We start from the raw sequence: 13,353 nt of genomic DNA, 5'->3' as shown, positions 1-13,353 counted from the left end.
TAATATGCAATCAAAAAATATGCATTATTACATATATGAGTTTAACAAAAGTAAGATGGGAGTAATTCAAAATAATATAAAAAAGACACTACAAGAGTGTCTTTTTGTGGAAAATACTCTATAATTAACTTTGGGGAAGGTAATGTTAGAGTATTCGTTTAGCATTATCTTTATATTTGATAAACCATGAAATCAAAAGATTTTGTGGTTTATTTTTTGAACAATAGCTATTACAAGTATTGGCAGGACGCTATTGATTGTTATAAGCATTTGGAGAGGTAGAATTAAACATCTAACATCGAATAACAGTTCCAGAATATAACGTTATGAAATGATCTCCCATATCCATAACGTTACTTGCCTGTATAAAGCCCTTAAAACCTTCTGAAGAATAATAAATCTCTTTTGGTATACTTTCTTTAGTTTGGAAATGTGCTTTAGAATATTTTACATAATGGTTTTTAATAACTTTTGATTCTGGAACAATATTGTTTTTTTGTTCCAATGTTTGCCTAGCATTAGAAGGTGGTATGAATTTTTGAGTGTCTTGGTAATTATGATCTAAGGTGTCAGCCTGTACACTGTGTGACGACACAAAGACGCTTAAACTACTTCCCACAATTAATGTTGCAAATGCTAACTTTGAGACTTTCGTTAATCTAATCATTTTATAATCTCCTTTTCATTATTTTGTAAGGTACCTCCTTACACCTCACAGTCTATATCCACTACATAAGGGTGTACATACATATTGATAGACAAAATTCTACAAAATACCTCGTGTTTTTTAGTTTGTGTATAATAATTCAATGTTTAATAATTTATCAGAAGTAAAAATGTAGGCCTTATATAAATGAAAATGAATAATTTATGCAGAGCTTGTATATGAGATTATTGTTCAAATATTCTAAAATGAGTTGATAAAGATGATGTGGTATTATTAGACAATAATTGATTCGATAAGTTGAATTTGAAAAGTGAATTCTTTTTTTGAGTTTTTATCATTTTAGCCAAGAAGACTCCTTCCTCAAGAAGCGTGAAGGGGCACAGCGCAGTGAGTAGGTGGGAGATGAATTGGCTTCGAACAAGGGATGGCAGGAAGCCATCTTAATTGTTCGACATACAGAAAGTGTTACTTTACTATCTACCGAATGTATGTTTGAATTGTAATTGTTATATGCCGAAATGGAAGTGAATGAAATGATGATCAATAAAGCCTATAAGTTTTGTATCTATCCAAATCAAGCACAAGCAATTTCAAAACTAGAACAAATAAGTGAATAATTGCATAGACTGTATTTTTGTTAAAGCAAGGCATTATTCTCTCAGAACAAAGGAATCACTAGAACAATATGTGATTCCTTTGAAAAATGTGATCAAATTCTGGACTAATTTCTTATGGTCCCGGTATCTTTTATTTTGACGTGTGTCTTTACATTTATTTTAGCCTCTGCCAACGCTTGCAACCAATCTCCTTTTACTTTTTTCCATTCTTTATATTGAAAAGCTCTAGCATATAGGGATAATCCAATTGGATCAATTCTATTTTGCTGTATTTCATTCAATATATTTTGCAAATTATTATTAACTTCTTTTTGAATAGCACCTTTTAAATTATTTATATTTTTTTTATTATCATAGTGTCCCTTCATTAAATTCGGATTGGTTTTTTCTATTAAAGCTACATTAGCATATATATTGAAATTAAATACAAATTTTCCGTTTTGAAAATTAACATCTACCTTTCTTTTCGCGTTCTGTATGAAGATAGAAGTGTTTGTTTTTTTGTTAAATTTTTTAGGGGGAAGCGAAAGGTGTAGTATCATTCGGCCGTTACTTTTTGGCTTATTTATAAGATTGAAAAATTTAACATCTTTTTTAGGGATATGAGTTAAATATTTCCCTCGGCGATTTAAAAATGCAATTCCTACTGTGTCGATTTCATTCTTTGTTTTTTTGATAATTGGAACAGTTTGCGTCATGCCTTCTTCATTTTGTTCTCTCATTAATTGTTGAATTGTAGAAGAGACGGATTGGTTATTTTGAATTGAGGATTCGATTACACCATTTATATAAGATGAAAGTGATGGTTTATTAGGCTTATGAATTTTAAAAATTTCTTCTGCAGGTCCATCTACAAGTACTACTTTAGCATTAATAGTAGCGTAAGGATCACGATAAGAGGAATCAAGCTCCTGCAACCAATTTGCTTCTTGCGCTAATTTTTTCCCAATTAAAATGATTTCAGCTTTGGAAGCTGTCATAAAGCCAGTTAACTTCGTATCTATTTTACTGAATCCAGTATATACAGTAGATGCTTGTGTCCAATGTTCTATAGTGCTTTTTGGCTGTTTATGATGAAAGAGTGGTATGCTTGTTCCAACTTTTATGTCTCCATTAGGGGTTCTATCCAAGCCAATTAACAGGATTAATGAAACCTTCTCAAGAGGAATTCTCTGACTACAACCAATTAAATATACACAACAAATTACAATCCATATCCATTTTCGAATCAAAGTTGTTTCCTCCTAGTAATCCAAGTAAAAAGAATACTGTAAGCGAAAAATAAGATTGGTAATAGAATAAAGAAAACGACATTAAAGATATCCATAAGAGAATATATAAACAAATATTGATCCACATCGGGATTTAGGAAAATAAATAGGCCAACTATAAATAACATAAAAGCAAGCAGCGCCCAATTGCGGGCGTTTTTTTGAAGTGAAATGGTCACAGATTTAAAACTGAAAAATAAATACGGATATATCGTAGTGGAAAATACAATTAAATAGTAAGCGATATATATAATTTCTAATCGTTCCATGAAAGAAAAACGAACCCCTTTTAACAGATGAAATACTGGCCAGATTACGTCTTTTATCCCCTCCGGACTAAAGTATATATAAGAAAGAATAGTCACATATAGATAGAAAAACATGGTTCCAGTATTCGCAATTAGTAGTCCTTTTATGGCTTTTTGTTTTTTTTGTAAGAACGGGTATATATAATATGCAAGTTCTAAGCCAGCATAAGGAGTAATGGTTTCTTTTGTTGCCTTTAGAATAGGGTATAATCCATCTTTAAAAATAGGTAATAGGTGTAAAGGGTTGTAGTTAGTCTTTAGTGAAAAAAGAAGAAATAGTGGCATCCAAGTAGTGAAGAAGAAAACAAGCATAGAATAACTAGTAAGAGCCCTTAACCCACTCAGGGCCAAAATAATAAAAGGTAATAGTAATAATATGGTGATTTGATAAGCAGGAGTGGAAGGGAATATCCACACTTTTACAATATCAGTTGCCTTTAATAAAGTATTAAAGCCAGCAAAAAATAGATAAAAGGCATATAAAAGAAAAAGAATTGTCCCTATCCATTTACCAAAGTACGTTTTTAGGATTTGTGAGAAATTTTTGTTGGGATTTTTTTGTAACAATAATATAATAAATACGCCGATTATAGAAGTAGTTATCCAGCCAAGAATGATAGAAATCCAGCCATCTGTGCCAGCCGTAGTAGCAAGTGGGCTTGGCATGATTAACATACCTGATGCAAGTTGCAGTGAATGAATGAAAATAATAAATTCAAATAAAGTTATGTTTTGGAATTTAAGATTCCCCATGCGAACCACCTTCTTTTTTCTTTTTTTGTTTCGGCTGTCCTGTACTCGAGCGGGTGGTAATCATAGAAATAGGAAATCTTACAAAAGAATCTTTTAATTCTTGAAGCCGAAATGGCGCGATTGGCAATCCGTATGGTGAACCATAGGAGGTTAGTGAAACAAAATGAGCGAATAAGAGCATTAATCCACTAACGATACCTACAATCCCATAAAAGTATGCCAATAACATCATTGGAAAACGAATAAGGCGTATAGAACTTGATAAATCATAATTAGAAACAATAAATGATGCAATGGCTGTAATAGATACGATAATAACCATAACGTTACTCACAAGACCTGCTTGAACAGCCGCCTGTCCAATTACAATCCCTCCAACAATTCCAATGGTCTGTCCAATTGGTTGTGGTAAGCGAATACCAGCTTCACGTAGCATTTCTAGTGTGATTTCCATTATAAAAGCTTCTAATAAGGGAGAGAAAGGGACTTTGACTCTAGACGTTGCAATAGAAGTGTATAAATCTATAGGAATGATTTCAAAGTGAAAAGACACTATAGCAATATAAAATGCCGGTAAAAAAATAGCTATAATAAATCCTGCAAATCGTAATAAGCGAAAAAATGAAGCAATGAGCCAATGAATATTATAATCATCTGGAGTTTGAAAGAATCCAATTAAATTCATTGGAACAATCATTGCACCAGGGGATCTATCCATTAACACTGCTACTTTTCCATCGAGTATATGATTTGAAATGGCATCTGGGCGTTCGCTTAAATAAGCTTGTGGGAAAGGAGTCCAATTTTGATCTTTTGTATAATTAGATAGTTCTCCAATACTCAATACTGCATCCGTTTTAATTCTACAGATTCTAGTTTCTATTTCTTGGACTACATCTGCGTTTGCTACATCACCTAAGTAAATTAAATAAACTACTGAAGTGGCTCGTTCTCCAATCGTCAGCTTTTTGATCTTTAACTCTGTTGAAGGAAGATATCGACGAATTAAGCCTATATTTTTTGTGGCATTCTCAATAAATCCATCATGTGAGCCTTTAATAGTAACTTCTGAAATGGGTTCTTGAATTGCTCTTTCTGCCCAGCCTTTTGTATTTATTAGAAGTGACCGCTTTTCTCCTTCCATAAATAGAACACATTGACCCTCAAGTAATCCTTCTTTAATTTTATTCCATGTAAATACTATTTTGGTATGAGTAGCAATAATATTAGAATTAAATATTTGACTGTCTTCATTTACTTCTTGTAGTAATGGTGTAACAACATTGCTTTTTAAAGCGACACCATCTGTAAGGCCTTCAAAATAATATAGTAAAATATTCGTGGTTGTTTTTAATTGCAAAGGATGTTCGATTAAATCTGCACTAATATCAAAGATATTATTTAATGTATTTTTAAGTTCTTTTAAGTTACTTGTTTGGATGTTTTTAATGTTTTTATCTGTTTTAGTTTCTAAGGTCTCTTCATTTAAGGACAAAATTGACACCTCTTTAATATATAACGATTAGTTGTATTTATTATTTTTAGTTGAGGGAATTTTATTCACAAATTTAAACAAATTTGGAATGGAAATTAATAATTGAGAGTAAAAAAGTAGAGGTAATTTGTGTGGAAATCTAAGTATCAAGATAGAATTGAAATTTGAATGATTATAACAAAAAAGAACCCTTGTAAGGCTCTTTTTCATAGTTGGTAAATATGTTGTCAACAATAGAGGGCAATTAAGGTAGTAATTTAGATGTCTTTAAGTTAATCAGTTGAATTTTGTAGGAAGAATTCTTTTTTCATATTTTAATGATCGATTAAAAAGACATTACATTTATTTGGGTGTTCTAGTGTATTTAAACTTTGCATGCTAACAATTTTTGTTTAGGGACAAAATATTTTTTTCTGAATTGACAGAAAAATTAAAGTGCAAAATTCCTATTGGTTATTTTGGTAGGTATCAAATATTTCTTTGGCCTTATTTTCTTGATGTTACCGTACATTTATATGTTTCTAAGGGAAAGAATTACTTTTATTTTTATTACCCTCTATTGTTTGATTAAGATGGTAACATGAAATTAAAACGTTTACAACCAGAAAATAAAGAAAAAACATTAAAATGCGACTTTTTTCGACAATTTTTCTACGTTAATATCTAATATTTTTATAGGAAAAGGTGGTGGAAAACGTACCCTTTTCCTATAAGATGTTTTGTAGGAATTAGATATAACTAAAGTAATAATAGTCTAAAATTAAAATGAAATTCCATGAATTTGAGCCCAAAGTCATGAAAACCATTGATAACGTTATAATTGAATTTTTGAACCGTAAGAGTTTTAAAAGTAAGGTCAAACTTTAGTCCACTTTGCGTTTCTTCCTTTTGTAACTAGCTTAATATGCCCAAATAATTGCAAGGAATTTAAAGCCTTACTAATTGTACTCTCTGCAATGTCTGGATATGTGTTACGAATACTTTCCTTAGTAAAGGGTTGTTTTTGTTTAAGTATAAAATCCTGAATTCTCTCAACTTTAGTATGTTTACATATAGAATCTAGAACAGTGTTATGCAGATCTTTGTAAGCCTCTAATATAATAGTTAAAAACGTTTTTAACCAAAAGCTACTATTGTGTTCCTCGCAGTACCAATTTACCGAAGATTTATAAATCGAATTGTAATATTCAGATTCATTTTTCTTAATATACTTATCCAAACATACATATTTTACAAATGTATGTCCACTCTTAATTAGCAGCAACTGCATTAACATAAATGCTAGCCTGCCATTACCTTGATTGAAAGGGACTATGCAATAAAAATTTAATATAAAACGAGCTATTAATAAAAGCGAATGTAGCCCCTTACTAGTATTTAATGAGTTGTATTGATCACATAATTGCTCCATAAACTGTGGAATGAGTTCATGTGGAAGAATGCGGTAACTATTCAAGTGCATTCCATGCTCAGGAATACCTGGAATAATAAAAGATTTTTCACGCCACTTGGCACTATCAGAGGTAAGGTAATGTATTAGTTGAAAATGTAATTCCTGTATAGTTGCTGGATTAATTGATAAAGTACAGGAGTTTTTATGTACAAAAGAAAGTGTTTGATAATAACAAAAAATAGCATCTTCCGAAATGTTTTGAGGTACTATATCATCTAAAATAAGTTCTTTTAATCTTTTATTAGGAACTTTTATATCCTCATAAATAGTAGTGAAATTTTTTATGTAATGTAGTGGTATAGTTTTTTCTAAACTATTAAATATGTCAGGGTTTTGTTCCTGATAAGCAGCTAATTTTCCTTTGAATTCGCTAATTTCACTTATTAAATTGATTAACCTCCTTTTTAATTCAATATTTTTATACTTATCATCAAAAAAATCTCTCATTTTTGTTCCCCCTGTAACCCCTTAACACGTTGTTGCATATATCATTCCATTCCATTCTAAAGGTGTTTCATGACATCATTATCAAATAACGACATTTTTGTTCTGATTTTGATCTTGTTTTATAATCTATATTTTTATTTGATAATAAAAATATAAAAGTTATAAAAAAGAATCGTTAGGATTCAATTTTAATAGGCATAATCCTAACATCAAATGTACAAATGTACAATAAAAAAATAAAAAATATAAAACTATCGACTCTTTTAAAAGATTATTAGGTAGTTGTGGCTATAGATATGTTTTAGTTTTAGAGTAAATATTGAAGTGGCAATAAATTTTTCATGGTTGAAAAAATAGATAAACTATTAATTTGTGACAGTTATGTGCCTAATCTATTCATTTGCTATGATGAGAATTCCAAAATTAGATCCTAATGAGCTTAATTTTCTATATTTAATATAAAGATTAGGGGAGGTATGTTGATAAAATGTATCATTAAATATAGACATATGTAACGTTTAACACTTGTATTGTAAAATATTTTGACATAAGTTAATTTGAATACTAGGTACAGGAACATTTAATAAAAATTCAGTGATGTACCCTTTAAACGTTTCACCCTAAAAACGTTTGTATTTATTTAAAACAAAACCTCAAGCACACTGAAGTTTTTCCCTTTGTTTCTGTACCTTATTAGGTAAAAATAATACAATAAATTGGTAGAACGTTATGGGGGGAATTGGATATTTTTTTATCTTACATTATCAATCTCTTGATGATTTGTTTAAAGGAAGGATTAACAGGGCAGGAGATAGCCATTAAAAAGAGCTATAAATTAAGTTGGACAAACGATCGGGGAAACGAAAGATTATTTTTGTCGTGGAACTGAGAAGTTCCCACTTTAAGTTTTGCAAAGTGGTGGGTAGTTCATTCATATATTTAAAATATAGTTTAACCGTTTTTTTTTTAATTGTATTACGGATATGTTTATCTAAAGAAGGGGGGATTAACTTGAGGAAATGTGAGCCAAGCTCAAGATATTGAGCTCGGCCCTTAGGGATGTATTTTCTTAGTGATTGTAATTCATATTATCACCTCCTTTAATGGATATTTGGAGAAAAGATATTTAAAACACATTATAAATTAACTAATATTGTTAGGAAAAAGAAACTGGCAACAACTCAATACCTCTTGAAGTAGCTGTGACCCTACGTGTTGGGCGTCTCAATAATCGTAAACGACTCGACTCTTCTAAAAGACATAAAATCAATTCTTTAATTGCTAATTTACCAAAAAAAGTTCCTACACATGTATGTGGTCCCCAACCAAACCCCAGATGTGGATTTTTTGAACGGTCAAGAATTATACTATCAGGTTCAGGAAACACTTCCGGATCCCTATTGGCTGCAGCAAACAGTACTACAATTACATCACCTTTCTGAATTGTAGTATCTCTAATTTTTGTCGTTTTGGCAGCTATGCGACCCGTTCCTTGTGCTGGTCCATCAAAACGAATTAATTCATCCACCCCAGTGTCAATTAAAGATTTATCATTTAATTTATCAAATACTTCTGGGTGTTCTAATAGAGCAAGCACGACATTACCAAATACAGCATATAAAGATCCAAAACTTGCATTGAACATCGTACCAGTTGTATTACGAATGTAATGCTCAGGAACATTTGTGTTTTGAGCATGCTTTCTAATGTATGAAACAATTCCTGGCCTATCTTCAGTAGCAAACCACTCACCAACAAGAGCATTGAGTTTTTCGCGTGCTTGATTACCTGGTTCAATATTCTCAGGTCTTAGTCCTGAATCCATTTGTCGAGTAATAGCTTCCGATATTTCAAGAAAAGAATCCAAGTTTGGCTCATCAACACCAAGTGTAATTGCTGTCATACTTAATGCTAGCGGAGCGGAAACCTCTCTCATAAAATCAAATTCATTTATTGATTTGTGTTTTTTTAAAATATCTTTAATTAATACATGTATTTTCTCTCGAACATTATTAATATCCTGTGAATTAAAAGCTTTCGTTAATAGATTACGCAAAGGTATATTGTCAGGTGGATCCAAAGATTGAACATTATGACGTACATCTGGAATTTCCACTCCAACTCGTCTTCTATCAGTTGTAAACACTTCATGATTACGTAGCACTTCTTTACAATCATCGTATCTTGTTAATACCCATGATTTCATTCCTTCATGCCAATAAACGGGAGCGTTCTCTCTTAACTTTTTATAAATAGGATATGGATTCAATAATGTTTGAGGATCGAGAGGATCATATTTAAGTTCTATTTTTTGTAACATAATCGTCTCCTTTCACAAAAAATAGTGTTTTTATCTTTTTCTATAAATTAACAAGAGCTCTCCTAATCACCAATACCCTCCTTAATTGTCTCCTCAAGAAGGGATTCTAATTTGGAAACTGATTGAATCTTATTAGCATAAATAGGAGCAGCATGAGTTATGCTAAATTCACCAGCTATTATTGCACTCGCTAAAGCGATGTCAGTAAACTTTTTTCCTTTCTCATTAAAACTCCGTAGTTGATTTATAATTCATAAATCAAATTTAACACTTTTAGCACAAATGTAAATATTTTGAATTTGTAGAAATATTATTCTGATTATTATGAATATTATGACATATATAAGGTTTTGATTTTGAACAAAGTTGTGATGTTTTTACCCTTTGGATTGGTTTATCTAAAGGGGGTCACCATACATGCCCATCAATTTAAGATTTTGAAGTACCCCATCGTTATCAAGCTAAGATTTTAAAGTACCCCATCGTTATCAAGCTAAGATTTTAAAGTACCCCCTAAATGGAAATTTTGTGTTTTTATAGTATCGAAGTTTATTTTTCTCTTTTTGGGGGTAACTTTTTTTCTTAAGTTGATGGGCATGGGGTTAAGAAAACATGTGCAAATTAAGATTTGGAAATTATATAATAGAAATGTGAAGACTGGAAGAAACTGATATTATCAGTTTCTTCCAGTCTTTTTTACTTTAAAAGTGTATTTTTTCTACATAAGTTTAAACATAAATTTTAAATTAATATTTGAATTTTTTGTGAAATTAAATGAGGTTTCTATTCTTCTATTAATACATAATGTTACAAAATAGACTTATTGTATTTATTTTATTTTTATATGAGATTAAAAATAATAATAAATGTACCAATGTATGAGAGATATTAGTAGATTTATAAGTAATTTGTTCGTTTATCTCTATATTGCTATTATATTAGCGATAACAATAATATATAGGGGGGACAAGAATGAATTTGAAATTTACATCTAAATTTGAAAGATTAAGAAAAAGTAAAAAAGGAATTGGTGCTTGTGTTTTAGCTGCAGGGGTGACGGCTATTACAATGATTCCTCAAAGTGCGTATGCACACGGATTTGTTGAAAAGCCAACCAGTCGTGCTGCTTTATGTAGTCAGAATTATGGAGCATTAAATTTAAATTGTGGAAATATAATGTACGAACCTCAAAGTCTAGAAGCACCTAAAGGATTCCCAGATGGTGGACCGATTGATGGGAAAATCGCTTCGGCAGGAGGACTGTTTGGAGGAATCCTTGACCAACAAACATCAAATCGCTGGTTCAAAAATACGATTAAGGGTGGAGAAACTACATTTACATGGAAATATACAGCTGCACATCTTACAAGTAAATGGCATTATTATATTACAAAAAAGGGATGGGACCCTAATAAACCATTAACACGTGCTGAATTAGAACCAATTGGAACAGTGAAACATGATGGTTCGGTCGCATCAAATAATTTAACACATACAATTAATGTACCAACTGATCGAAATGGTTATCATGTTATTTTAGCTGTATGGGATGTAGCAGATACGTCAAATGCGTTTTATAATGTAATTGATGTAAATCTAGTAAATAATGAAGCTCCCGATACAGTAGCCCCAAGTCAACCAACTGGTTTAAGTACGTCTAACGTTACTGCCAATAGTGTTGCACTAACATGGAAGGCCTCTACGGATAATATAGGTGTAAAAGAGTATCAAGTGTTACGCAATGGAGAAGTAATTGATACGGTATCAGGTACAACATTTATTGATAAAAAGCTAAAAGAAAATACGGAATATACCTATACAATAAAGGCATTAGACTCTGCTGGAAACATATCAAAAGAAAGTGAAGAACTAAAGATTAAGACAGCAAATGAAACAACAGATAAAGAAGCTCCGACTCAACCGAAAGGATTACATAGTATGAGTACAACAGCGACAACTGTTGATTTGATGTGGAGTCCGTCTGAAGATAATGTAGGAGTAGACCATTATATTGTATATAGAGAAAGCGCTGGAGTTATGAATAAAATCGGGACAACGGATAATACATCCTTTATGGATAAAGAATTGAAGGCTAATACATCGTATAAATATGTAGTAACAGCGGTTGATTTAGCTGGAAATGAATCTAGTAGAAGTGATGTATTGAATGTAAAAACAAAGGCAGAGGACTCCACATATGAAAAATGGGATGCGAGAAAAGCATATACTAAAGGTGATAGAGTAGTATATGAGGGGAAAGTGTATGAAGCAGTTCAAGATTATCAAGGAAATGGTGACACAAATTGGATTTTTGCTCTATCGCTTTGGAAGCCAGTTTTGAATCAATGATAAATGGGCAAATGTACTTAACATTTTTGGATTTTTCTTTGAAAATAAACGGTCGTGCAAAATATAAATTCTCGAATGGTTTAAATGATTTGCAAATAAATTTAATCTCCATCTAATATTGACGAAATGAAATCCAAAAAGAATCCCAATGGTATTCCATTGGGATTCTTTTTTTCTAATTTTTAATAGCATATATTTTCACAGTGAATTTGTTAGTGGCACCAATTGGACTTGCGATATAATATTTAGTATTTGAGTAAGCCTCAGTCCTAGATCCATGTGAAATATTTTTCCAACGAATAGAATCGGTACCGAGGGAAACATCAATCATTACATTGAAAGAGATAGTAGAAGGATGATCTTTTTCTGAAGGTTCAATAACCCATTTTAATTCTTTGGTACCTACAGGTAAACTATCAATTTTAAAGTTTTGACTGGATCGATTTTTTTGTCCGGATAAAGGACTAGATTCGGATGGAATTTGCAAAATTAATATCTCTTTTTCATTTGAATGCACCCCATTTAATTTAATGATATTATCAATTAAACCTGGTCCGGGAAAATCAGCTGCGATAATACCGGAATGTCTAATTTCACCTTGTTGTAAGAGTTGGGTCCCAAGTGTATTCATCCCACCATAATATACTTGCCCATTTCTATCGCGGGGGAAATCACTCCACGCATTAGTGTAATTCGTTTGAATCAACTTAGGGCTACTATCAGTATTTCTATTCTCTTTTCCGCTTGCAACAAACCAAGGATATACATTATTTAAAAATGCGGCTGCACCACCCGTACCACTAAAATGGTTAAGATATATTTTTCCATTATTAAAGTTAGTATTTGCACTTTGTAGATGAGTTTTTATCGCATTCCATTTTTCATATATTTCGTCTGGTCCGCTTCCAATTTCAAATTTATCTTGTATATTCAAACTATCGTAATCAATACCGTACAATTGAGAAGATGTAAAGTTTTGTAAGACTACAATTTTGCCACGGATATCTCCTAAAATAGGGTTGTTTCTGTCTATAGTTGGTACGGAATTAGGATCCCAAAAATATGAAGCATTAACGTTTTTATATTTTAAAAATATATCCTCAAATGCTAGAGATCCACTTTCAGGTGAAGTTTCTTCTTTTAAGCGCATTAAAATTGTTTCTGTCGGATAATCTTTTAAAAATTGAATTGCGTCTTTTAATACATCTTCAAACATTGCTTTTTGATTTACAATGCCATGGTACATTGCAAAAGAATTTTTTACACGTTTAACGCGCATATCTACATATCGAATTCCAGAATTTAATTGTTAGGGTAGACTCATAGTTTGATTCCTTGTCAAATTTTCATCAAGAAAACTTGCTCCATGTAAAGCCATTGTACCATGAGTTCCTGGAATAGATATTTCACTTAATTTTGTTGAATCAGCTACTTCTGACATCCATGATGGATTCTGATATCCTATATTGGGTTCATAGGAATAACCTGGATGACTATCAGCTAAAATAGTAGATGGTGCACTTAAACTTGCTAGTATAAAACAAGTAATGATGCTAACTTTAAAGAAATTTTTAATTTTAATTTTGTTCATTTTATCTCTCCTAACCTTTAAAAAATAGCTATAATAAGATGGTTTTTTACTATATTTATTGTTTTTTATTCCTAATGTAATT

The 13,353-nt window shown here is 31.3% G+C and carries 8 protein-coding genes and 1 pseudogene; 2 read left to right on the top strand and 7 right to left on the bottom strand.

Annotated elements, in window-relative coordinates; genetic code table 11:
* Positions 1-292 precede the first annotated feature (292 nt).
* Positions 293-667 (bottom strand): hypothetical protein, encoded by a 375-nt coding sequence (locus AAG068_RS16125; RefSeq protein WP_342714956.1) that lies wholly within the window; start codon positions 665-667, stop codon positions 293-295.
* A 518-nt stretch (positions 668-1,185) separates the two neighbouring features.
* On the opposite strand from AAG068_RS16125, the gene AAG068_RS16120 reads away from it, so the two are divergent.
* Positions 1,186-1,284: a helix-turn-helix domain-containing protein gene (locus AAG068_RS16120; protein ID WP_342719777.1), complete on the top strand. Its 99-nt coding sequence runs from the start codon at positions 1,186-1,188 to the stop codon at positions 1,282-1,284.
* Between the two features lie 104 nt (positions 1,285-1,388).
* Here the strand turns inward: AAG068_RS16120 and AAG068_RS16115 are convergent, their stop codons facing one another.
* The 5 genes from AAG068_RS16115 to AAG068_RS16095 all read right to left on the bottom strand — a co-directional run bounded on the left by AAG068_RS16115 (position 1,389) and on the right by AAG068_RS16095 (position 9,331).
* A complete protein-coding gene (locus tag AAG068_RS16115) occupies positions 1,389-2,516 on the bottom strand; it encodes a Ger(x)C family spore germination protein (RefSeq protein WP_342714955.1) in 1,128 nt (375 codons plus the stop codon).
* Positions 2,513-3,616, bottom strand: coding sequence for a GerAB/ArcD/ProY family transporter (locus AAG068_RS16110; protein ID WP_342714954.1), 1,104 nt, complete (start codon positions 3,614-3,616; stop codon positions 2,513-2,515). The genes AAG068_RS16115 and AAG068_RS16110 overlap by 4 nt, the downstream gene beginning before the upstream one ends.
* Positions 3,603-5,111, bottom strand: a complete 1,509-nt coding sequence (locus AAG068_RS16105) for a spore germination protein (RefSeq protein WP_342714953.1) — start codon at positions 5,109-5,111, stop codon at positions 3,603-3,605. The genes AAG068_RS16110 and AAG068_RS16105 overlap by 14 nt, the downstream gene beginning before the upstream one ends.
* Before the next feature lie 856 nt (positions 5,112-5,967).
* Positions 5,968-7,011 carry a Fic family protein gene (locus AAG068_RS16100; protein ID WP_242254448.1) on the bottom strand — a complete coding sequence of 348 codons (1,044 nt, stop codon included), beginning with the start codon at positions 7,009-7,011 and terminating at the stop codon, positions 5,968-5,970.
* A 1,156-nt stretch (positions 7,012-8,167) separates the two neighbouring features.
* On the bottom strand, positions 8,168-9,331 hold the full coding sequence (locus AAG068_RS16095; protein WP_342714952.1) for a cytochrome P450: 1,164 nt from the start codon (positions 9,329-9,331) through the stop codon (positions 8,168-8,170).
* A 972-nt stretch (positions 9,332-10,303) separates the two neighbouring features.
* Here AAG068_RS16095 and AAG068_RS16090 point away from each other — a divergent pair.
* Positions 10,304-11,680, top strand: coding sequence for a lytic polysaccharide monooxygenase (locus AAG068_RS16090; RefSeq protein ID WP_342714951.1), 1,377 nt, complete (start codon positions 10,304-10,306; stop codon positions 11,678-11,680).
* A 175-nt stretch (positions 11,681-11,855) separates the two neighbouring features.
* On the opposite strand, the pseudogene AAG068_RS16085 reads toward AAG068_RS16090, so the two are convergent.
* Positions 11,856-13,271: pseudogene (locus tag AAG068_RS16085) on the bottom strand (phosphatidylinositol-specific phospholipase C).
* Between the last annotated feature and the right edge of the window lie 82 nt (positions 13,272-13,353).

Origin of the sequence: Bacillus paramycoides (assembly GCF_038971285.1) — a bacterium.
In the GTDB taxonomy this organism is placed as follows: Bacteria; Bacillota; Bacilli; order Bacillales; family Bacillaceae_G; genus Bacillus_A.
This window is presented reverse-complemented; position numbering and strand designations above follow the sequence as displayed.